This is a genomic window from Collinsella aerofaciens (assembly GCF_002736145.1).
Classification (GTDB): Bacteria; Actinomycetota; Coriobacteriia; order Coriobacteriales; family Coriobacteriaceae; genus Collinsella; species Collinsella aerofaciens_A.
Map to the genome: position 1 here is coordinate 351,268 of NZ_CP024160.1, position 22,358 is coordinate 373,625.

At 60.6% G+C, this 22,358-nt stretch carries 22 protein-coding genes; 14 read left to right on the forward strand and 8 right to left on the reverse strand.

Annotated features, from left to right (window positions below; genetic code table 11):
• Position 1 precedes the first annotated feature (1 nt).
• The 8 genes from pstC (at position 2) to CSV91_RS01615 (ending at position 6,282) form a co-directional block, all read left to right on the forward strand.
• On the forward strand, positions 2–928 hold the full coding sequence (gene pstC, locus CSV91_RS01580; RefSeq protein ID WP_099431532.1) for a phosphate ABC transporter permease subunit PstC: 927 nt from the start codon (positions 2–4) through the stop codon (positions 926–928).
• Positions 929–931: 3 nt separating this feature from the next.
• Positions 932–1,837: a phosphate ABC transporter permease PstA gene (pstA, locus tag CSV91_RS01585; RefSeq protein ID WP_006234250.1), complete on the forward strand. Its 906-nt coding sequence runs from the start codon at positions 932–934 to the stop codon at positions 1,835–1,837.
• Between the two features lie 12 nt (positions 1,838–1,849).
• A complete protein-coding gene (pstB, locus tag CSV91_RS01590; RefSeq protein ID WP_099431533.1) occupies positions 1,850–2,653 on the forward strand; it encodes a phosphate ABC transporter ATP-binding protein PstB in 804 nt (267 codons plus the stop codon).
• 92 nt (positions 2,654–2,745) lie between these two features.
• Positions 2,746–3,603, forward strand: a complete 858-nt coding sequence (locus tag CSV91_RS01595; RefSeq protein WP_099431534.1) for a phosphate signaling complex PhoU family protein — start codon at positions 2,746–2,748, stop codon at positions 3,601–3,603.
• Between the two features lie 119 nt (positions 3,604–3,722).
• Positions 3,723–4,460 (forward strand): YggS family pyridoxal phosphate-dependent enzyme, encoded by a 738-nt coding sequence (locus CSV91_RS01600; protein ID WP_099431535.1) that lies wholly within the window; start codon positions 3,723–3,725, stop codon positions 4,458–4,460.
• A gap of 60 nt (positions 4,461–4,520) precedes the next feature.
• Positions 4,521–5,243: a cell division protein SepF gene (locus tag CSV91_RS01605; protein WP_022094497.1), complete on the forward strand. Its 723-nt coding sequence runs from the start codon at positions 4,521–4,523 to the stop codon at positions 5,241–5,243.
• A 57-nt stretch (positions 5,244–5,300) separates the two neighbouring features.
• Positions 5,301–5,546: a YggT family protein gene (locus tag CSV91_RS01610; protein WP_227790178.1), complete on the forward strand. Its 246-nt coding sequence runs from the start codon at positions 5,301–5,303 to the stop codon at positions 5,544–5,546.
• A gap of 61 nt (positions 5,547–5,607) precedes the next feature.
• Complete coding sequence (locus CSV91_RS01615) at positions 5,608–6,282, forward strand: DivIVA domain-containing protein (protein WP_006234242.1); 675 nt, start codon at positions 5,608–5,610, stop codon at positions 6,280–6,282.
• Positions 6,283–6,457: 175 nt separating this feature from the next.
• On the opposite strand, the gene CSV91_RS01620 is transcribed toward CSV91_RS01615, so the two are convergent.
• The 3 genes from CSV91_RS01620 to CSV91_RS01630 all read right to left on the reverse strand — a co-directional run bounded on the left by CSV91_RS01620 (position 6,458) and on the right by CSV91_RS01630 (position 9,012).
• Positions 6,458–6,988 carry a nitroreductase family protein gene (locus tag CSV91_RS01620; protein ID WP_099431536.1) on the reverse strand — a complete coding sequence of 177 codons (531 nt, stop codon included), beginning with the start codon at positions 6,986–6,988 and terminating at the stop codon, positions 6,458–6,460.
• 283 nt (positions 6,989–7,271) lie between these two features.
• Positions 7,272–7,895 (reverse strand): DUF47 domain-containing protein, encoded by a 624-nt coding sequence (locus CSV91_RS01625; protein ID WP_099431537.1) that lies wholly within the window; start codon positions 7,893–7,895, stop codon positions 7,272–7,274.
• A gap of 67 nt (positions 7,896–7,962) precedes the next feature.
• A complete protein-coding gene (locus CSV91_RS01630; RefSeq protein WP_099431538.1) occupies positions 7,963–9,012 on the reverse strand; it encodes an inorganic phosphate transporter in 1,050 nt (349 codons plus the stop codon).
• A 250-nt stretch (positions 9,013–9,262) separates the two neighbouring features.
• Between CSV91_RS01630 and CSV91_RS01635 the strand changes: the two genes are divergently transcribed.
• From CSV91_RS01635 to CSV91_RS01650, 4 genes are all read left to right on the forward strand, one after another.
• Complete coding sequence (locus CSV91_RS01635) at positions 9,263–9,601, forward strand: hypothetical protein (protein WP_099431539.1); 339 nt, start codon at positions 9,263–9,265, stop codon at positions 9,599–9,601.
• Between the two features lie 79 nt (positions 9,602–9,680).
• Positions 9,681–10,376, forward strand: coding sequence for a Bax inhibitor-1 family protein (locus tag CSV91_RS01640; RefSeq protein ID WP_157757968.1), 696 nt, complete (start codon positions 9,681–9,683; stop codon positions 10,374–10,376).
• A gap of 139 nt (positions 10,377–10,515) precedes the next feature.
• Positions 10,516–11,646: a TIGR02452 family protein gene (locus CSV91_RS01645; protein WP_099431541.1), complete on the forward strand. Its 1,131-nt coding sequence runs from the start codon at positions 10,516–10,518 to the stop codon at positions 11,644–11,646.
• A gap of 75 nt (positions 11,647–11,721) precedes the next feature.
• The gene (locus CSV91_RS01650) at positions 11,722–12,381 is read left to right on the forward strand and encodes an SGNH/GDSL hydrolase family protein (RefSeq protein WP_157757969.1); all 660 of its coding nucleotides are present in this window, start codon (positions 11,722–11,724) and stop codon (positions 12,379–12,381) included.
• 251 nt (positions 12,382–12,632) lie between these two features.
• Here the strand turns inward: CSV91_RS01650 and thiD are convergent, their stop codons facing one another.
• Positions 12,633–13,463, reverse strand: coding sequence for a bifunctional hydroxymethylpyrimidine kinase/phosphomethylpyrimidine kinase (gene thiD, locus CSV91_RS01655; RefSeq protein ID WP_099431543.1), 831 nt, complete (start codon positions 13,461–13,463; stop codon positions 12,633–12,635).
• A 178-nt stretch (positions 13,464–13,641) separates the two neighbouring features.
• The gene (gene thiC, locus CSV91_RS01660) at positions 13,642–14,976 is read right to left on the reverse strand and encodes a phosphomethylpyrimidine synthase ThiC (protein ID WP_099431544.1); all 1,335 of its coding nucleotides are present in this window, start codon (positions 14,974–14,976) and stop codon (positions 13,642–13,644) included.
• A 170-nt stretch (positions 14,977–15,146) separates the two neighbouring features.
• On the opposite strand from thiC, the gene CSV91_RS01665 reads away from it, so the two are divergent.
• Entirely contained in the window at positions 15,147–15,662 is a 516-nt protein-coding gene (locus tag CSV91_RS01665) for a hypothetical protein (protein ID WP_099431545.1), read from the forward strand.
• A 23-nt stretch (positions 15,663–15,685) separates the two neighbouring features.
• Here CSV91_RS01665 and CSV91_RS01670 read toward each other — a convergent pair whose 3' ends face one another.
• From CSV91_RS01670 to CSV91_RS01680, 3 genes are all read right to left on the reverse strand, one after another.
• Positions 15,686–16,495: a YaaA family protein gene (locus CSV91_RS01670; protein ID WP_099431546.1), complete on the reverse strand. Its 810-nt coding sequence runs from the start codon at positions 16,493–16,495 to the stop codon at positions 15,686–15,688.
• A 77-nt stretch (positions 16,496–16,572) separates the two neighbouring features.
• Positions 16,573–17,790 (reverse strand): IS3 family transposase, encoded by a 1,218-nt coding sequence (locus CSV91_RS01675; RefSeq protein WP_099431547.1) that lies wholly within the window; start codon positions 17,788–17,790, stop codon positions 16,573–16,575.
• Between the two features lie 110 nt (positions 17,791–17,900).
• On the reverse strand, positions 17,901–19,298 hold the full coding sequence (locus CSV91_RS01680) for an aminopeptidase (protein ID WP_099431548.1): 1,398 nt from the start codon (positions 19,296–19,298) through the stop codon (positions 17,901–17,903).
• Positions 19,299–19,464: 166 nt separating this feature from the next.
• Here CSV91_RS01680 and polA point away from each other — a divergent pair, with 166 nt between their 5' ends.
• Positions 19,465–22,215, forward strand: a complete 2,751-nt coding sequence (polA, locus tag CSV91_RS01685) for a DNA polymerase I (RefSeq protein WP_099431549.1) — start codon at positions 19,465–19,467, stop codon at positions 22,213–22,215.
• The last annotated feature ends 143 nt before the right edge of the window (positions 22,216–22,358 follow it).

Consider the following 22,358-nt stretch of genomic DNA (forward strand, 5'->3'; position numbering starts at 1 on the left):
CATGGAAGCACAGGAAAACTCCCAGACTGGGCAGAATGTTCAGACGCCCAAGAAGCGCGAGCTGGCGCTCGTTTCGCGCAGCACCTATATCAAGGAGAAGGCGCTGCAGTGGATCTTCTTTGCCTGCGCGTTCTTGGCGGTTGTTACCGTCATCCTGATTTTTGTCTTTACCACGTACTCGGCGCTGCCCGTCTTTACCGACATCGGCCTGGCGGACTTCTTCAGCTTTACGTGGGCGCCCTCTGAGGGCCACTACGGCATCGTGTCGCTGCTTGCCGGCTCGGGTCTGGTGACCGTCGGTGCGCTCGCCATGGGCGTGCCGCTAGGTGTGGGTACGGCCGTGTACCTGGTCGAGATCGCCGGCAAGCGCGTGCGCAAGCTCATCAGCCCTGCCGTTGACCTGTTGGCCGGCATCCCTTCTATCATCTATGGCTTCTTTGGCATGATCATCATCCGTCCGTTTATCGCGCAACTGACCGGTGGTCTTGGTTTTGGTGCGCTGACGGCGTGGTTCGTGCTTGCCATCATGATCGTCCCTACCATCACCACGCTCACCATCGATGCTCTCAATTCCATTCCCATGGGCATTCGCGAGGCATCGTATGCTATGGGTGCTACTAAGTGGCAGACCATCTATAAGGTCGTGCTACCTGCCGCCAAGCTGGGTATCGTGGATGCCATCGTGCTGGGTATGGGTCGCGCCATCGGCGAGACCATGGCCGTGCTCATGGTCGTGGGTAACGCCCCGGTTATTCCCGACAGCATCGCGAGCCCCATCTCGACGCTCACGAGCCAGATCGCGCTCGACATGAGCTATTCCTCGGGTCTGCACCGCTCGGCGCTGTTCGGTATGGGCGTGGTCCTGTTTATCATCTCCGCCACGCTGGTGGGCATCGTCCGTCTGATTTCCAAGAAAAAGAGGGGGTAGGCTATGTCCGATTCCGTTGACACGACGGTCGATACGACCTCGTCGCGCGAGCGCATCAAGCGTGCCCTTTCCCACGGCAAGAAGGGCCGCATCAACAAGGACCTGTCCAACAAGATCATGCTTGGCGTGTTTCGTGCCGCGGCATACATCACCACACTGGTGCTGGTCGCTATCATCGCCTACGTGGTCATTAACGGCCTGCCGCATATCTCGCTCGACTTTATCTTCGGTTGGCCCCAGGGCGTCAACGCCGAGGGCGGAATTTGGCCCACGATCGTCTCGACCGTCTATGTGACGGCGCTCGCCATGCTTATCTGCACGCCGATCGCTGTGCTGGCAGCCGTCTATCTGGCCGAGTACGCCAAGCAGGGCAAGGTCGTCGAGCTCATTCGCTACGCTGCTGACGCTTTGGCCTCGGTGCCCTCCATCGTTATGGGCCTGTTTGGCTACGCCTTGTTTGTCGAGGCCATGGGTCTGGGCCTTTCGATGGTCTCGGCCGCTCTGGCACTCGCGCTCTTGATGCTTCCCATCGTCATGCGCACCACCGAAGAGGCCATTCGCGCCGTTCCGCGCTATATCCGTTGGGGCGCGTACGGCCTGGGCGCCACCAAGTGGCAGGTCGTCTCCAAGATCGTGCTTCCTTCTGCCTTTGGTCGTATTGCCACGGGCATCGTCCTCGCCATCGGCCGTGCCATTGGCGAGACCGCGGTGGTGCTCTACACCATGGGCCAAGCCATCAATCTACCTATTTCGCCGCTCGATTCCGGCCGCCCCATGACGGTTCACCTGTACCTGCTTGCAAACGACGGCATCAACATGAACGCAGCCTACGGCACCGCGCTCTTGCTGATGGTGATCATTCTGGCCTTCAACCTGTTTGCGCGCTTCCTGTCGCGCAAGCGTCGCTAGTTAAGGAGTCCCATGTCCGTTTATCAGTCCGCTCCCACGCTGGAGCAAGCGGCCATTACGGCCAAGGATTTCAACTTTTGGTACGGTGACTTTCATGCGCTGACGGGGCTTGACCTCAACATCGCCAAAAACGCCATCACCTCCTTCATTGGCCCTTCGGGCTGCGGCAAGTCGACGTTTTTGCGCTGCATCAACCGCATGAATGATCTGATCGAGGGTACGCGCGTCGAGGGCGCCATGACGCTCGACGGCAATGATATCTATGCCGAGGGCGTCGACCCGGTCGATCTCCGTCGTCGCGTGGGCATGATCTTTCAGCAGCCCAACCCGTTTCCCAAATCCATCTACGAGAATGTCGCCTTTGGCCCTCGTCTGCAGGGCGTGACTAGCAAAAGCGACCTCGATGACATCGTGGAAGAATCGCTCAAGCGCGCCAACCTCTGGAAAGAGGTATCCAATCAGCTCAACAAGGATGGTTTGGCGCTCTCGGGCGGTCAGCAGCAGCGTCTGTGCATCGCGCGCGTGCTTGCGGTGCAACCCGATGTCCTCCTGATGGACGAGCCCTGCTCCGCCATCGATCCCACATCCGTCTCTAAGGTCGAGGATCTGATGGCCGAGCTGGCGCCCGAGATGACGATCATCATCGTCACGCATTCAATGCAGCAGGCAGCTCGTATCAGCGACTACACCGCATTCTTCTTGCAGGAAGTTGCCGGCGAGCCCGCCACGCTCATCGAGTATGGTCAAACCGACGCGATCTTCACCAGCCCGGTGGACTCGCGGACGGAAGACTATATCACCGGCCGCTTTGGCTGATCGGTGCGACTAGTCCCAAGCCGATCGGACCTGGTCCGGTGCGTATTCACTGTGCGGGCGGCATGACCGCACCCAACTGATTGGAGTGAACCATGCGCAAACTGTTTTCCCGTCAGCTCGTCGAGGCCCGTCACGAGATGCTGAGCATCTATGAGGCCGTCGATCTGGCTCTCCACGATGCCGTGAAGGCCTATGTGACCGACGACCGCAAGCTCGCCACCAAGACCAAGAAACGAACGCTTTCGATTGACGCGCGCTGCGCCAACCTGGAGGCCGTCTGCTACAACCTGATCGCCACGCAGTCACCGGTCGCCTCCGACTTCCGCCTGCTTCAGACGATCATCTACGTTGACTTTAACCTGCAGCGCATGACCGATAAGGTCCGTCAGATCTGCCGTGCCACGCGTCATATGATCAAGGCCGACATCTCGCTGCCAAAGGAGCTTGTCGGCACGGTCGAGGCCGAGGCTGAGGCCGTCTACCAGGTGCTGGGCTCTTCGCTTTCTGCGCTCGTCACCAATGACATGTCCATCATCTGCAACCTGGCCGTCGAGGACGAGCCGGTGCACGCCGCCTACGAGAAGTTCTTCCGCACCTTTAACCGTATGGATACAGGCGACTTTATGGACGACGATAGCAACTATGACGACCTGCGCCGCGCCATCATGGTTTCGCGCTACCTCGATCGCATCGCTTCGATTTCCATCGATGCCGCTTGCCGTCTGACCTTCCTGTTGACTGGTCAGCGTATGAACGCCGGCGATATCGCCCGTGTGGACGAGGATGAGCTCGAGAGCATGCGCGTGCCTTCGGGCGAGGGTGTTATCATGAGGCCCGCCGTCGACGCGCGCTACGTTGCCAAGGTGCCCGTTAACGAGGTCAGCGAGGGTCTTCGCTACCTGCTCGATCATCTTGAGGACGAGGACGATGGCGAGGACGACGAGGAGTAAGTAGCCCCGTTCGTCGAAAGATTGTAAATACCTAAGTGAGCGCGGCCTTGCACATGCGGGGCCGCGCTCTTGCGTTAGCATGGGACTACTTGTTTGGCTGTCAGCGGAGGCGATTAGCAATGGATAACTATTTGGACTTGATGCGCGCTCGCCGCGAGCAGATTCTGGAACGTTTTTATGCGGCGCTCGATCACGCGGGCCGCCCCCACGACGCCGCGCGCCTCATTGCCGTGTCCAAGACCGTTGGTGTCGATGAGACCGTTGCTGCCATCCAGGCGGGGTATCGCCATTTTGCCGAGAACCGCCCGCAGGAGCTGGTTCGCAAGCTCACGGGTCTGGCGGAGCATCCGGAGCTGCCCGAGGTGCGCTTCGATATGATCGGCAACCTGCAGACCAATAAGATCAATGCGGTACTGGGCTCAGCCGAGCTGATTCACTCGGTGGGTTCGCTGCATCTGGCGCAGGCGATCTCGAGCCGTGCTGTCCGCAAGATTGAGGCAGGCGAGCTCGCCGGCCCCCAGCGTGTGCTCATTGAGGTCAATGTGAGTGGTGAGGAGTCGAAGGGAGGCTTTTCGCCCGATGAGATTCGCGCCGCCGCGGGTGAGCTTGCGGAGCTTGAGGGAATTTGCGTGCAGGGGCTTATGACTATGGCGCCCCGGGGGAATAAGGATGTGGCACGCCGCACCTTTGCGGGGCTTCGTGAGCTGAGGGATGAGCTGGAGACGGCACATCCCGATTTGAACCTGCCTGAGCTTTCCTGCGGCATGAGCGAGGACTTTGAGCCTGCCCTTGAGGAGGGCTCTACGCTCGTTCGCCTGGGCAGGGTAGTATTTAGCCCGGAGTTTGCAGTAAAATAAGGCTCTGAAGTGCGCACTGATTATCGGGGCGCCTGCACTAAACCGCGAGAGGACACAACCATGGGCTTCCTTGACGAGATTAAAAATAAGATGCACCTGGGCGGCCAGCAGGGTTACGACCAGGGTTATGGCCAGGACGACGACTACGGCTACGATGACGGCTATGACGATGGTTATCAGGGCAACGGCTACAGCGGTGCTTCGGGCGAGGGCTTCTACACCCAAGACGAGCCGAGCAACGGCCTGCTTGGTCAGACGCGCCGCGGTGAAGCTGAGTCGGTTGCCGTGTATACGCGCTCCGGTCAGCTGGTCGGCGATGACTCCCGCCATGCCACGACGTATAACCCGCCTTCGCGCTCGCAGGACAGCGTTGCGAGCGGTTATCGTCCTGGTGCCTATGACACGCCGTCGAGCTACGCCGAGAATACCCGCGCCCGTGCCGCCGCTGCGCCCGCGCCTGCACCGAGCGATGCCTCGGCCTATGCGAGCAACATCATCAACGCCACGCCGCAGCTGCCGGCCTATGTCCTGCGCCCCGAGAGCTATGACGACGTGGAGACCGTAGTGCGCCGCGTTCGCACCAAGCAGCCTGTCGCACTGATTTTTGTGGGCGTACGCACCGAAGTCGCTAAGCGCGTCTTGGACTTCTCTTACGGCTTTGCCTGCGGTCTGGGTGCCACGGTCAAGGAGGTGGGCGACCGCGTGTTCATGGTGCTGCCCGCCGGCTGCGAGGTCAAAGATTCCGATCTCAAGAAGCTTCGTGCCGACGGCTACCTTAAGTAAAGACAAGACGAGGAGATTCCCATCAACATCTACACTATCGTCCAGCTGGTCAACACGCTGTTCAACTTCTATTCCACGCTCATTGTCGTCTACTGCTTTATGACGTGGATTCCCATGAAGCAGGGCGGTTTGCTTCAGGATATTGCCGCGGTGCTTGATAGCGTGTGCGGTCCGTGGCTCAACCTGTTCCGTCGTTTCATCCCGCCGATGGGCGGTATCGATTTTTCGCCGGTCGTTGCGATTATTGCGTTGCAGTTGGTGCAGAGGCTGGTTCTGCAGCTTCTTATAGGTATACTCGTATAGAACTGGCTTAGTAACTTACGTCGGGCGTATAGCGCCGAGGCGATGATAAAGGAGACTTGTTATGGCTATTACCCCTGCAGACATCCAGGCTCAGACTTTCTCTGAGGCCAAGCGTGGCTACGATCCTGCCGAGGTCGACGTCTTCTTGGAGACGCTGTCCTCCGAGGTTGACGCTATGCTCGCTAAGATCGTCGACCTTAAGGGTCGTCTGACTGCTACCGAGCAGCAGCTTGCCGATGCCCAGGCTCAGCTTGCCCAGGCTCAGGATGCCACCGCCCAGGCCGTTCCTGCCGCCCCCGTGGCTGCTCCCGCCCCTGACTTCTCCGCTCAGGAGCGCCAGATTTCCGCTGCCCTGATCGCTGCCCAGCAGACCGCTGAGACTATCGTCAACGATGCCAACGAGAACGCTGAGCGTATCCGCAACGAGGCTGACGCCAAGGCCCGCGAGGTTATCCGCCAGGCTCTGACCGAGAAGCAGGCCGAGCTCGAGGAAATCGATCGTCTCAAGGCTTCCCGCGAGGAGTTCAAGGCCGAGTACCTCAAGCTCATCCAGCACTTCATGGATGATGCCCAGAACTCCTTCCCGGCCGACCTCATGGCCTCCACGCCGGTCGGTTCTGCCGCTTCTCCTGCGGTGACTGTTCCCGCCGAGCCGCTGCCCGTCGCTGACCCGGTTGTCCCCGTGGCCGATCCTTTCGCCCCGATCGACAACTTTGCCGCCGACGATCTGGACTAACATTCGTCCTACAATTTAGTATCTCGAAAGGACCCGCAGCTTGCGGGTCCTTTTTTATGACTGTGCAGGGTGTGCAGGGGCGCGCAACATAAAAAACCGAGCCCTGCACATAGTGGCGCAGAACTCGGCGAATGGGTGAGCGGTAAAAGGTAGGTTTTAGGGCATGTGCCAAAAACTACTTGAGGAGGAAGTTGGGGAGGGGAATGGTGCGGGCCTCGCGATGCTCGGGATCGGCGATGTGGTCGGCAGGATAGCCACAGACGAGCATGTGATAGGGATAGACGCCCTTGGGCAGGTCGAACTGCTCCTGTGCCACCTCGGGCTTAAAATGGCATACCCAGCACGTTCCCAGGCCCTGCTCGGTGGCCTCCATCATCATCTGGTCGCACACGATGGACGTATCGATTTCACTGGAATTCATCTGGTCATACGGACGCACCCAAGCATCATCGGTAACGCTGCAAATAAGGAAGACAAGCGGAGCCCCAAAGATAGACCCATCACGAGCAAACCGAGGCTGACAAGCAGCAGCCTTCTCCAGAAGCTCAGGCGTATCCAGCACCATCACACGGGTTGGATGGTTATTACAAGCTGAAGGAGCAATACGCCCAGCCTCAACAATGGCATCCACTACCGACTGCTCAACAGAACGATCCTCAAACTCGCGACAAGAATACCGACCCCGAGCCAGATCCAAATAAGACATACAGGTCCTCCTACAATTAAAAATCAAACAAACCCAAAGTAACCCAAAGAGTACCCAAAGCAGCAATCGCCAAACGTTCATCAAGGGCCAAAGTGTCCGAACGGGTACCAAAGGTCCCTTCAGCCAAACCTCCATTGCGCTACAACTATCAGCCAAAGTTCCCAATGGTGGTACGTAAGGGAGCGGGCCCGACCGCTAATACCTTTTGAACGACTCTGCTTGCAGCCGGAGTGAAAAAGGTATTAGCGGTCGGGCCCGCGACCGGTGGGATACGTGCCCCCAATTAACTGTTCTTCATGACAATCGAATCCACAACATCGGCCACATTCTCACAGCAGTCAGCGCAGTACTCCAGGAAGGCGTAGACGTCACGCCAGGCGATGACCTCGAGCGGATCTTTGCCGTTGACATGCAGGTTGCGCATAGCGTTGATGTAGAGGTCGTCGGCCTCGGACTCGATCGTGTTGATCTGGATGACGAGCTCGCGCAGCGTCTTGGACTTGCGGTAGTTAGGCAGCTCGACCATCAGGTCCTTCATGGCGCGGCAGGCGTCGGTCACCTTGTGGGCGATGACGATGGCGTCGGGATGGATACTCTGGATGTTGGTGAAGTAGACGCGCTGCACGACGCCCTCGATGCGGTCGAGCACGGTGTCGAGCGAGCAGCTCATCAGGTCCAGGTCCTCGCGCTCAAGCGGGGTGATAAAGGCCGTGAGCAGGGCGTCCTCAAGCTCATGGTGCTTCTTGTCGGCCGCATGCTCGATCGCGTGCATCTTGTCGAGCATATCGTGAATCTTTGCAGGATCGAAGTTCTCGAAAATCTTGGTGAGCAGCTCGGCGGCCTGGACGGCAAGGTCGGCGCAGGCGACGTAGTTGTCAAAGTAGAACGAATCGGGTTTCTTTGCCATGAGTGGGTCCTTTCGAGGCGAAGACGGGTGGGCGAAGTATTACGGTCCGGATGGACGCTCGGTTTGACTAGATGAACATCATGAACAGCTTGGCCATGACAAAGCTGATGAATCCACAGGCGGGGAAGGTGAAGAACCAGGTGAACATCATGTCCTTGACGACGCCGAAGTTGATGGCCGAAAGGCGCTTGACGGCACCGACGCCCATGATGGCGCAGGTCTTGATATGGGTGGAGGACACGGGGATGCCGGTAAGGGTGGCAAGCAGCAGGTTTGCGGCGCCCGCGAGGTCGGCGGAGAAGCCCTGGTACTTTTCGAGCTTGACCATGCTCTGGCCAACGGACTTGATGATGCGCTCGCCGCCCACGCTGGTGCCGATGCCCATGGTGGCCGAGCACAGCAGCATAATCCAGATGGGGATGCCGGCATCGCCGACGCTCGTCTGGCCGCTGGCAAAGGCCACGCCTAAAAAGAGCACGCCGATGAACTTCTGTCCATCCTGCGCGCCGTGCATAAAGCTCATGGCCGCAGCGCTCGCGATCTGAGCGTATTTAAAGAAGACATTGGCACGTCGCCTGTTGGCGGCGGCGAAAAGAATCGAGACGAGCTTGCACAGGACCCAGCCCATGACAAAGCCCAGGCCGATGGAGAGCGCCAGGCCGTAGATGACCTTCATCCACTCGTGGACGTTGACGCTGCTCGCACCGCCGAGGGCGATGGCGGCACCGGTCAGGCCGGCGATAAGGCTGTGGCTTTGCGAGGTGGGGATGCCAAAACGCGACGCTGTGGCGCCGTAGACGACGATGGAGAAGAGTGCCGCGCACAGGCAGGCGAGCGCCATGGTACTGTTTCCGCCAAAGTCGACAATATGGGAGATGGTGTTGGCGACGCTCGCGTTAAAGTGCGTCATGATGAGCACGCCGAGGAAGTTGAATGCGGCACTCATGAGAATGGCGGCGCGGGCGGGCATGCAACGCGTAGTGACGCAGGTCGCGATGGCGTTGGGTGCGTCGGTCCATCCATTGACGAAGATGGCGCCGAGCGCGAGGATCACGGTGACGGCAAGGACTGGGTTCGACACAAGTTGGCCGAGGAAGGTTGAGAACGTTACGTCCATATATGGGCTTTCTCGAAGTTTGCAGGCACGTTACAGAAACATGATAAATCGTATCACCTCCTGCGGGTTTCTTTACCGAGTTCTGATGGGAGCAGTGAATTTTTTGGCACTAAAATTGAATATTATCCCTGTTGACCGCGGGTGTTCTTTTTGCTAACACGCCATGCGGACACATGCGATCGCTCCGACACCCCAAAACCACAGCCTGTTCGCTTTACAACATGCAAACATGCGTTCGATAATAGGAGGCATGGAATATCGACAGACAGACGGCAAAACTCGGCGCGTGCACAAGCAGTATGTGGACGTCGTGGCTCGCATCCTCGCGGGCGGACAGGTTGTGCCGGTCACCGTCTGCTGGGTCGACGGCCGTTGTTTTACGATCGACGAGATTGTCTCGACCACTGGGTTTGGCCTGACGGTTCACGGCATCCGTACGGCAACCTATAAGGTACGTTTTGGCGGACATGCGACCGAGTTGTATCTGGAGGACCAAACGCGTGAGCGGGCGGATGGCTCGCAGACGCATGTGATGCGTTGGTGGGTATGGGCGTTTGACCGCACGCTTGAGGGCGAGCGCCGCAGGTAAGAGCGCGCGGCATTCGGGTACAATGGCAGGGATCTTGTCACCTACGGCGCTGTCGTGGCGCTTTTTGAAAGGACGAAGTATGAACGATATTCAGGGCTATCAGAACGGCCCCGTCGAGACCGGCGCAAGCCGCGCCAAGGAGATGTCGCCGCGCGCGTACAATCTCGCCATGTCCGCCCTCATCTTCTTGGGCTTTTGCGCCATGGGCGCTGGCGCCTACTTTACGAGCACCATGTCGTTTGCGCGCATGATGATGAGCGGCGCCGCCCTACCGCTGGTCTTTGGCTCGTTTATTTTAACCATCGTCGGCATGGTCATGATGTCGGCTGCTGCGGGCAAGCAGTCCGTGGGCCTGTCCCTTGTGGGCTACGTAATCTTTGCGAGCACCTTTGGCCTGACCGCGTCGTTTGGCCTTGCCAACTACGACCTGCCCACCATCAACACTGCCTTTATCGCCACGGCCGCTATCACCTTTGTCTTTGGCGCCTTGGGCGTGACGTTCCCCAAGTTTTTCCAGCGCGTATATGGCATCGGCTTTGGTATTCTGCTTGCCACCATTTTGGTTGAGATCGTGCTGATGTTTATGGGCGTTTCGCAGACCATCACCGACCTGATCGTGATTGTGGTGTTTGCCGGCTTTATTGGCTACGACACCTATGTTGCCACGACAGTGCCGCCTACGCTGCCCAATGCGGTGCTCATGGCGTCCAATCTGTTCGTGGACATTATCAACGTGTTCCTGCGCATCCTGAACATCCTCGGTCGTCGCGACTAGCGCGGGGGATTGCAGCGTTTCTTGCCGGACGCGGTAAAACGATGTGAAAGGCGGTCCTGCGGGGCCGTCTTTTTTGTAGCGGCGGGGTATCATGGATGGGAAAAGCCGATAGCGGCAGCGACAGGAAAGGTGACCACTTATGGCAGACGTCGACAACAGGAACCGTAACCGCAGGTCCAACCGAGCGGGTCAGCCCAATCCCAAGCGCGAGGCCCGTGCCAAGGCCGCCGAGCGCCATGTGGCGACTGTGTCCGAAGCGTTCGCCAAGGATATCGAGCGTTCGCTTGCCGGTGTTCGCGAGTTTGACGGCATGCCCGCCGGCTTTGTCGCGGCGATGAAGGCCAAGGTTCAGAAGGCAGCAGCTGCTGAGGAGCAAGCTGCCGAGGACGTCGAGGCCGCTGTCGATGTCGAGGTGGCGCCCGAGCCCGTCGAGGAGGCCACCGAAGCCGAGTCTGCGCCCGCCGAGGAGCCTGCGGAGACCGAGCCCGCGCCTGCTGAGGAGCCCGCTCCGGTTCTGCCCGAGGTCACCGTGCTCGATGCCTCCGCCACGCAGGCCATCTTGGACAACGGCCGCGGCTATGCGCAGTTCTGCGACATGGCTGTGCTCGCCTTTGCCTCGTTCACCAATCCGGGCGGTGGCTACATCCAGGGCTATCTGGGCCAGGAGGCCACGCTGTGCGCCGATTCGTATCTGTACAACGTCCTCGATAAGCAGCGTAAATGGTACGGTGAGAACCGTCGCCGCAACATCAACTGTGAGCTGTACCGCAACCGTGCGCTGGTGGTGCCCGCGGTGCGCTTCGACCGCAAGCATGTGCACGCCTATGCCGACGTGATCGTCGCCGCTGCACCCAACGCCAAGCGTGCTCGCCAGGAGTACCGCGTGAGCGACGATGCCTTGCTTGACGCCCTGCGCGACCGCATCCGCTTTGTGCTTGCTATCTGCGATGAGCTTGGCCGCGAGAAGCTCGTACTGGGTGCTTGGGGCTGCGAGAACAACGGCTTTGACGCAGAGGCCGTGTCCGAGCTCTTCCGCAAGGAGCTCGCATCGGGCGACTTCAAGGTCAAGCAGGTCTTCTTTGCCGTGCCCTCTACGCGCTGGGACGAGGACTTCGCCAAGTTCGAGCACGTGTTGGCAAACTTCCCCGAGCGCAACGAGGAGTCCTATGCTCAGGTTGCCGCCCGTGCCGCAGCCGCCCGTGCCGCCGAGCAGGCTCAGGCCGCTGCCGAGGATGACGAGGATGACGACGACTGGCGCAAGTACCTGTAAATGGTGCGCGTGATGCGATATACCGAGCCGACGGGGGCTGCTCCCGTCGGCTTTTTATTGAGTGGGGAGCTTACGATGAAAAACGTTCTGTGCTTTGGTGACAGCAACACCTATGGCTATGATCCGGCTGGTATGCGCGATGGCACTGCGGTGCGCTATGCGCAGGATGTGCGTTGGTGCGGCGTGGCGCAGCGTGATCTGGGCGATGGCTGGCATGTAATTGAAGAAGGCCTCAACGGCCGCACGACGGTACGCGACGACATGTGCCATCTGGACACCAATCTTAACGGCATCCGCGCGCTGCCGATGCTGCTCGAGGCTCATAAGCCGCTGGATGCGATCGTTATTATGCTGGGAACTAACGATTGCAAGACGGTCTTTAACGTGACAGCTTCCGATATCGCCCGTGGCGCCATGGCGCTGATTCGCGCCGTCCGCGCGTTTCCGTGGACCGACGCTGCGCCTTGCCCGCGCATCCTGCTGATGGCTCCTATCAAGATCAAGCCGCAGATCGCCGATGTGTATATGACCGACTTTGACGAGCATTCCGTCGAGGCCTCGGAGCATTTTGCTGAATACTATGCGCACGTAGCTGAGCAGTTTAGCTGCGACTTTTTGAATGCAGCGGAGTTTGCCGAGCCGGGCGATATCGACTATCTGCATATGATGCCCGAAAGCCACGAGAGCCTGGGTCACGCCGTGGCAGCCAAGCTCAAAGAGATGCTCGGTGAGTAGCACGGCCCCAAGCCACCACAAAGGTACCCTTGTGGTGGCTTGTTTCGTTGATTTGTCTCGATCTGTAACATCTAGGGTCGATTTAGCCGAGTTACTGTTACAGATCAAGACTATCTTCTCGGTGGAATTTGAATGTCTCGATCTATAGCAGGTGGGCTGAAAAATGGGCTCTAACTGTTACAGATCGAGATGTTTGTGGGAGCCACCGCAAAGGTGCCTGTCCCCTTTGCGGTGGTTTTGGGCTGCGAATCTTAATATTGCCACATGTGGTTGACGGGGCCGGAGCCTTTGCCCATGTCAAAGCCGGCGGCGAGAGCGCCGGTTAGGTAGGCCTTGCCGGCGTTGACGGCATCGGCAAGATCCATGCCCTGGGCCAGCGCGCAGGCGATGGCGGACGAAAGCGTGCAGCCGGTGCCGTGTGTGTTGTCGGTCTCGATGCGCTTGTGGCGGAACCACGTGGTGAGCGGATCGCCCAGATGGTTGCCCTCGTCATCGAGTGGCGCGGGTTCGGCCAATACATCGTTGGCCTCGTTGACAAGATGCCCACCCTTAACGAGGGATGCGCAACCAAAGCGGCGGGTGAGGAGCATGGCAGCATTTTGCTGTGTGCGCTCGGAGTCGACCTCGTAGTCAAGCAGGGCCATGGCCTCGGGAATATTGGGCGTGATGACGGTTGCCAGTGGGAACAGGCGGCGGGTGAGCGCCTCGGCGGCATCTTCGGCAATCAGCCGTGCGCCCGAGGTGGCTACCATGACGGGGTCGACGACCACGTTCGTCGCGTTCCAGGCGCTCAGGCGGTCGGCGATAACCTCGATAATCTCGGCAGAGGAAACCATGCTTATCTTGACGGCGCTGGGGCGGATATCGTCAAATACGGCGTCGATCTGCGCAGCGACGATATCAGGGGAGATATTCTGCACGGCGGTGACACCGAGCGTGTTTTGTGCGGTGATGGCGGTGATGGCCGTCTCGGCATACAGGCGGTGCGCCGTGATGGTCTTGATGTCGGCCTGAATGCCGGCGCCACCGCTGGAATCGGATCCTGCGATGGACAGGACGGCAGGTACCTTACTGCGATCCATGTTTGCTCCCTTGTTCGGTCGGAATCAAATGGGTCTTTAAGCCAGCATTATAAAGATGCCCGGGCCGACTCTATGTCGAACCCGGGCGGGCGATGCAATCTTTACGCAAATGTAAGCAAATGTTCACACGTCAACAATTGACGAACACCATGTTACCGATTGTGGCTCCGGTGACGAGTTAGTCCTCCATGCCGAGGTCGATCGTCGTGCCTTCGAACACCTTGTTAACGGTGCGGACGGCGCACATCTTGCCGCACATGGTGCAGGTGCCCTCGGTGGCGGCGGGGGATTCTTCGTAGCGTTTCTTGCCGGTAACCGGGTCGAGCGCGCACTTCCACATGGCGTCCCAGTCGAGCTTGCGGCGTGCCTGACCCATCTTGTCGTCCATGTCGCGGGCGTGCGGCACCTTCTTGGCGATATCGGCGGCGTGCGCGGCAATCTTGGTGGCCATGAGGCCATCGAGCACGTCCTGGGCGTTGGGCAGGCACAGGTGCTCGGCCGGCGTCACGTAGCACAGGAAGTCGGCACCGGAGCTGGCGGAGATGGCGCCGCCGATGGCAGCGGTGATGTGGTCGTAACCCACGCCGATATCGGTCACCAGCGGCCCGAGCACATAGAACGGGGCATTGTGGCACAGGCGCTTCTGCAGTTTCATGTTGGCGGCGATCTCGTCGAGCGCCATGTGACCCGGACCCTCGACCATGACCTGGACGCCGGCGGCCCAAGCGCGCTTACACAGCTTGCCCAGCTCGATCATCTCAGCGGTCTCGGTGGCGTCGTTGGAGTCGTAGAGGCAGCCCGGGCGGCAGGAGTCGCCGAGCGAAATCGTCACGTCGTACTCGTGGCAAATCTCGAGCAGCTCGTCAAAGTACTCGTAGAAGGGGTTTTCGTTGCCGGTGACCTCCATCCAGCCAAACAGCAGCGAGCCGCCGCGGCTGACGATGTTCATGAGACGGCCGGTCTCCTTAAAGGTCTTGGTGACCGACTTGTTGATGCCGCAGTGGATGGTCATAAAGTCCACGCCGTCCTCGGCGTGCGCGCGCACGACCTCGAACAGGTCATCCTTGGTAAGCTTGACCAGCGGCTTTTCCATGTAGCCGATGGCGTCGTACATGGGGACGGTGCCCACCATAAGCGGCGTCTCGTCGATGAGCTGCTGGCGGAACTGGCGCGTCTTGCCCGAGTTGGAGAGGTCCATGATGGCGTCGGCGCCAAAGTCCTCGGCGATCTTGACCTTCTTCCACTCCTCGGCGGCATCGGCCTTATCGCCCGAGATGCCCAGGTTGACGTTGACCTTGGTGGACAGGCCCTCGCCGACACCAAAGGCGCGCATGCCCTTTTTGATATGCACGATGTTGGCGGGGATGGCGATGCGGCCGTCGGCCACGCGCTCGCGGATGTACTCGGGGTCGCGATGCTCGCGCTCGGCAACCTCCTTCATCTGCGGCGTAATCTGCCCGGCACGGGCGAAGTCGATTTGCGTGACGAGCTTGGGCTCGGTCTGTGTGCTCATTGGCACGGCTCCCTTCGTTGGCATTACCCATATCAGGTTTGCGGGTCAGGGCGGGCGCGCCCAGTCTCAGCCTGCCGTCTTGTCCTGCAAGCTCCCCGTTATGTCATGGGCTCAAGTATAGCCTGAATGGGTACGATTGGGCCAACGAGCGTGCCTGTGGGGAGGCGAACATGGAAGACAAGCATCTGTATCGAGAGACGCAATGGGATGTATCGGCCGAGGAATGCCGTGCGCACCATGGCCTTGTCGCGATTGGTTTTGCGGTGCTTGCTGTGCTGGTGATTGCCTTTTGTATCTGGACGTTTGGTGGTCGCGGCGGCGTTGCATGGGAGTTCGAGGCTGATGATAGCCTACCGATTATGACGATGAAGGTCTCTGGCGGCAATACCGTTGCCGCGCCGGGCGACTATTGGTATCCGCGCGATGGATTTGTCCAGCTGCAGCTGAGCGGTGGTTCCATTCCTGGTGAAGAGATCGAGCGCGTGACCTTCGATGCGTCGCTTAAGACGCTGTTGGTCGAGCTCAAAGATCAAGGGGATGTGCCCACGACGATGGATATCGCCCTGACGGAATGGCGCCTGGAGCCCCCGTCGGGTGTCAAGGTGTCCGAGGTGGAGCACGTTAAGGTTACCTACCAAGATGGCTCGACGAGCGAGATTGCAAAGGCCGATGGCTTGGCGGAGTAACGGGGGGGGTGGAAACGGCGGGTCTATTGTGCCTGCGCGTTCATGAAAACCAGGGTGTTTTCGTCTGAAAGCTCGGGGATGTGACGATAGCCGATGTTGAATGCGGTGAGCCCGCTTGCATCCTCGAGCTCGTTTTCTGCCATCCACCGCACCATGGAACCGCGCGCCTTTTTGCTGGCGGTCGACCGTTGGATGGGCTTCCCGTTGCGGATACCCTCGCCAAAAAGGCATGTGACGGCCGTGGCGTCGCCCGCGAGATGGGGCAGAACGGCTTTGGCATACTCTACGCTGGCGAGGTTGACGATCGTGGTGTTTGAGCCTGCCGGGGCGACAGCCTGCGCGAGCTTGTCGCTCCAAAACGCGTAGAGGTCTCGGGCATCGTCAACGGCGAGCTTCGCGCCCATTTCCAGTCGATACGGTTCGACGGCATGAAAGGGACGAACGCACCCGTAGAGGCCGGAGAGGATCCATAGATGGTCTTGCAGCCATGCGAGCTGCGCTGAATCCATCACCTCGGGCGCCATGCTCTGGTATTGAATGCCGTGATAGGACATGACGGCAGGGGAGAGGTGACGGGCGAGTGCGGGATTGTCGAGATTGCCGTTTCCCAAGATGGGCCTAAACTCATGCAGGGTGTTGAGGCAAGGCCCCAGCAGTTTGTCACTCACGTTCCATAGCGCCTGCAGACCGCCGCTGCCCTCATTCCGCTCGATATCTAGCAGTGCGCGGTGGAGGCGAGCCGTCTCGTGCACAAAAGGTGGAATCCCCTGAACTTCAAAAGCATCTTGTGCCGCGCGCATCTGCTTGGCGGGCGAAATGATGACCTGCAGCATGGACTCTCCTCTGCCAAAAAGGAAGTTGCGGTGGAATACGGTCTGTTTGGGGGTGCGGACGATTTCTTGGACCGCGCCTAGGCGTATCCAAGCTTCCTGCGGTACTCCATCGGGCTCAGCCACTCGAGGGACTTCTTGATGCGCCCGTCCCGATAGTACACGAGGTAGGCCTCGAGCCTCCCCATGAACTCCTCGGCCGTCACGCCCTCCCAGTCCCTATAGCGGAAGAACTCGTTCTTGAGGCGCCCGAAGAAGCCCTCGCAGGCCGAGTTGTCCGGGCTGCAGCCCTTCGCGGACATGCTCCTGACCAGGCCGTTCTCCTCGCAGATCCCGATCCACTCCGGCCAGCGGTAGTGGCCGCCCCGGTCCGAGTGGATCGTCGTGCGCGCGCCCGCCGGCCTCGCCGCGCAGGCCTTGAGCAGGCTCGAGTTCGCGAGGCGCTTGTCGGGGTGCAGCCCGATCGACCAGGCAACGGGCATCCCGTCGAAGCAATCGATGACCGGGCTCAGGTAGACCTTCTCGCCGCCCGGGAGCCTGAACTCGGTGATGTCGGTGAGCCACAGCCGGTTGGGCTCGTCGGCGCGGAACTTCCTGTTCACGAGGTTCTCCGGCGCCTTGGAGACCTCGCCGGCGTAGGAGCTGTAGCCCCGGGCGCGCTTCTTGTTGTAGACGACCTCGAGGCCCTCCTCGCGCATCACGCGGGCCACGCGCTTCTCGCTGGCGCGGACGCCCTCGCGGCGCAGGCGCGCCCAGACGGTGCGGTACCCCCAGCAGCCCGAGCCCTCGCGGAAGATGCGCACCACGCGGCCGCGTATGTCGGCGTCGCGGTCGCGCGGCGCGGCGACGCGGGGCCTCCAGTACTCATAGGAGCTCTTCGATATCCTCAAGAAACCTGTGATCGAGCGGAGGGGCAGGGCGGTCGCCCGCCTCAATCTCTCGCCGAGCTCGCACTTGCTCCTGTTCGAGATCGAAGCCGGGTCCCACCCTTCCGCTTTTAGGTCGGCCAACACCGCCCTGAGCAGCAGGTTCTCTATCTGGTCCTCGTTGAGCCCGGCGAGCGGGCCGGTCGCGGGCGGGGCGTAGGTCGACTTGTCGGGGCCCAAGCTGGCCTCCTTCCGTGGCGGTTTCCTCGCCACGATTCTACAGCCCCCGCCGGTGTAGCTGCGCGGGAGGTGCCCCGTCGCCCACTTCTTGGCCGCGCTCACCGTGACCCCCGCGAACTCCGCGGCGGCGGTGGGCCCCATGCCGTCCTCCGTCGCCAGGAGGAAGAGCTCGACCTTCTCCCTGCTGTACATGCGAACCTCCAGTCCGGACCGCTTCACGGTCCAACTTTCTGTCCGCACCCCCTTTTGGCCGGTTATGGGCCAGTTTAGTCCGTATTTCACCGCAACTGATGAAGGGTTGGTTAGGCGCGCTCGAGGAAGGCCTTGTAGCCACGGTAGGCCTCGTAGATATCGGCCTTGTTGGCGACCTCCCACAGGGCGTGCATGGACAGGACGGCAACACCGGAATCGATGACGTTCATGCCGTACTTGGCCATGATGTAGGCGATGGTGCCGCCGCCGCCCGCGTTGACGCGACCGAGCTCACAGGTCTGGAAGTCCACGCCGGCCTCGTCCATGATGTCGCGGATGAGGGCCACGTACTCGGCGTCGGCGTCGTTGGAGCCGCCCTTGCCGCGGCTGCCCGTGTACTTGTTAAAGCACAGGCCGCGACCCATGAAGGCTGAGTTCTTGGTCTCGAACTTGCCGGCGTAGCCCGGGTCGAAGCCGGCGGACACGTCGGAGGAGAGCATGCGGCTGCGGGCGAGTGCGCGGCGCAGGGCCAGCGGGCTGTCCTCGCCGGCGAGCGTCATGATCTCGGCGACGGTGTTCTCGAAGAAGCGGCTCGTCATGCCGGTGGCGCCCACGGAACCGATTTCCTCCTTGTCGACGATGAGCGTGATGCTCGTGCGCTCCACGTTGGCGACGTCGATCTGGGCGAGCATGGAGGGGTAGGCGCAGACGCGGTCGTCGTGGCCATAGCCCAGAATCATGGAGCGGTCGAGGCCCATGTCACGGGCGGGACCGGCGGGCACGACCTCGATCTCGGCGGAGAGGAAGTCCTCCTCCTCGACGTCGTACTGCTCCTTGAGGATATCCAGGAACATCTGCTTGACGGGCTCCTTGGGAGCGTCCTTGTCGTCCTCATCGAACTTGACGGGACGGCCGCCCACGATCACGTCGAGGATTTCGGCGTCGACGGCGTCCTTGGCGGGCTTGGACATCTGCTCGCTCGAGAGGTGGATCAGCAGGTCGGAGATGGTAAAGACCGGGTCGTCCGTCTTGTCGCCGATGTTGATGTCGACGGTGGTGCCGTCCTTTTTGCAGATGACGCCCACAAGTGCGAGCGGGGAGGCCACCCAGTGGTAGCTCTTGACGCCGCCGTAGTAGTGCGTGTCGAGGTAGGCCATGTCGCCGGCCTCGAAGGCGGGATTCTGCTTAAGGTCCAGGCGCGGCGAGTCCACGTGGGCGCCCAGGATGTTAAAGCCCTGCTCGAGCGGGGCGGTGCCAAGGTTGACGAGCATAAGGTCCTTGCCGTGGTTGGCGGCGTACACCTTGTCGCCTGCCTTGAGCTCGCGGCCCTCGGCAATCACGGTCTCCAGGTCGACGTATCCCGCCTCCTCGGCCATCTTGATGCCGGTCTTGACGCACAGGCGCTCGGTCTTGTTCTCGCTCAAAAACTGCTTATAGCCGCGGCAAAGCTCCTCGAGCTCCTCGATTTGCTGTGGCGTGTACTTTTTCCATGCGCAGGGACGCTCCATGACGCAGGCTCCTTTCGGATCGATCGTGCTGGTTGATGTACCGTGAGCCATCGTATCACGCGCGGGCCCGCGGCGGCAGGGAAGCCTGATGTGCGGTGGCCGCGGGGCGGGGAGCGTGTAAACTGGAGTGAGCAAACCGTGCCCAGCCCAAAGCGAGGTATTCAATATGTCTGACAAGCGCCGCACCTTTGCCGTTATCGACGGCAACTCGCTCATGCACCGTGCCTTCCACGCCGTGCCGCCGACCATGAACGCGCCGGACGGTCGCCCCACCAACGCGATCTTTGGTTTTCTGAACATGTTCCTCAAGATGATCGATGCCTTTAACCCCGACGGTGTGGTCGTGGCGTTTGATAAAGGCAAGCCGCGCGTGCGCATGGAGATGCTGCCGCAGTATAAGGCGCAGCGCCCGCCCATGGACCCCGATTTGCACGCGCAGTTTCCGATGATCAAGGAGCTGCTCGGTGCGCTCAATGTGCCGATTCTGCAGTCTGAGGGCTGGGAAGGCGACGATATCCTGGGAACCATGGCGCGCCTGGGTGAGGAGGCCGGCTGCGACATGCTGCTGGTGACCGGCGACCGCGACATGTATCAGCTCGTGACCGAGCACGTCAACGTGGTCTCGACCCGCAAGGGCCTGTCCGACGTGGCGATCATGACGCCCGAGAGCGTGGACGATCTGTATCACGGCATCACGCCGGCGCTCGTGCCCGACTTTTATGGTCTGAAGGGCGACACGTCGGACAACATTCCCGGCGTACCGGGTATCGGCCCCAAAAAAGCAAGCGCGCTCATCGCGCAGTACGGCAGCCTGGACGAAGTCATCGCGCATGCCGACGAGGTCAAGGGCAAGATGGGCGAGAACCTGCGCGCGCACATCGACGACGCGCTGCTGAGTCGTAAGGTGGCGACCATCCGCACCGATGCGCCCGTTGAGCTCGATTTTGAGGCGACGTCCTTCCCGGCGTTTTCTGCCGATGAGGTGTCCGCAGCACTGGGTACGCTTGGTATCACTGCCATGCAGAACCGTTTCTTGGCACTGATCGGTGACGAGGGTGGCGCTGCTGCCGCTGCTAGCACGTTTGAGATGCCTACGATTGAGCGCACCGCTGCCGGCGATGCCGAGGCGCTTGCTGCCGTGGCGTCCGAGGTTGCCCGTGCGATCGAGGCGGGCGAGTGGGTCGCCGCCGTGGTGGACGACGACAAGGAAGAGGGCGCGCTCTTTGGACTGACGCGCACACTGTGGTTGGCGACGTCCAAGGGCCTGTTCGCGCTCGAGGAGGCCGATGGCGGCACGCCTGCCGCTGTCGAGGGCTTCAACTTCGTCCACGGCGTGATCGCCGGCGTACTTGCGCGCCTGTTTATGGAGGGCCGTGTGGCGAGCCCGGATATGAAGGCGCTGCTGCACGAGCTTTCGCCCATCGATTCTTCTGAGCCCGAGCTCATGGACCCGTTGTCAGTCGATTCCACGCGCATCTTCGATACCGTGGTGGCTGCCTATCTGCTGGATTCCGATCGTTCCGAGTTCGATGAGGCATATCTTGCCGATACGTATTTGCAGATGGCGTTGCCTGCGGCGCGCGGCGCAGAGGGTGCTGGTGAGAACGCTCCGGTGCCAGCCGCCCGTACTGCGGCCCTGACACTGGCGCTGGTCGCACCGCTGCGCGAGTGCATGGCCCGCGAGAATGCCGCCAACGTGTTCGATGGCATCGAGATGCCGCTCGTTCCGGTACTTGCCAAGATGGAGCGCGCGGGCATGCTCGTGGATCCCGATCGGCTGCGCAGCCTGTCCGAGGGTCTGGCGACCCAGATCACCGAGGTCGAGCGCAGCATTCGTGACCTGGCAGGCGACGAGACCTTTAACATCGGCAGCCCCATGCAGCTCTCGCACGTGCTGTTTGATGTTATGGGGCTTCCGACCAAGGGCCTCAAAAAGACCAAGCGCGGCTACTATTCGACCAACGCCAAGGTGCTGAGCGACCTTGCCCGCGACCACGAGATCGTGCGCCTGATTTTGGACTGGCGTGAGAAGTCCAAGATTAAGTCGACCTATCTGGACACGCTAGGTCCGCTGCGCCGTGGTGACGGGCGTGTGCACACCACGTACAACCAGACCATCACCGCGACGGGGCGTCTGTCTTCGAGCGACCCCAATCTGCAAAACATTCCGACGCGCTCGGAGCTGGGGCGTACCGTCAAGACGGCGTTCTCGGCGGGCGAGGGAAGCGTCTTTTTGGCGGTGGACTACTCGCAGATTGAGTTGCGTTTGCTGGCGCATCTTTCGGGAGACGAGCACCTGGTGCGCGCCTTTAACGAGGGTGAGGACTTTCATGCCGAGACGGCCGCGCGCGTGTTTGGCGTGCCGGTGTCCGAGGTAACGCCCGACTTGCGCAGTCGCGCCAAGGCCGTGAACTTTGGCATCGTGTATGGTCAGCAGGCCTACGGCCTGTCGCAGTCGCTGCATATCTCGATGGCTGAGGCACGCGACATGATCGATCGCTACTACGAGGCCTACCCGGGCGTGCGCACGTTCCTCGACAATGTGGTGGCGCGAGCCAAGCAGACGGGCTATGCCGAGACCATGTATGGCCGCAGACGCCATATTCCCGAGCTCAAGGCCAAAAACCCACAGCTCCGCGGCTTTGGTGAGCGCACGGCCATGAACCACCCCATGCAGGGCACCGCCGCCGACATCATCAAGATCGCCATGGCCCGCGTAAGCCGCCGTCTGGAAGAAGAGGGCTTTGCCGCCCACATGATCCTGCAAGTACACGACGAACTGGACTTTGAGTGTCCCGTCGACGAAGTCGAGCGCCTCACCGCCATGGTCCGCGACGTCATGGAACATGTAGTAGACCTCCGCGTACCGTTGATCGCCGAAGCCAGCACCGGCATAACCTGGGCCGATGCGAAATAGGGAAGCACTCCGTAAGGCAAGCTCGCCCAAGACGCAAGCCCCCACATACTTAAGATTTGGGACAAACACTACTGATTAATTTGTCCCACAGTAACCAAAACAGAGGGGAGCCCCTTCCAACAAGGAGCTCCCCTCTGCTCAAA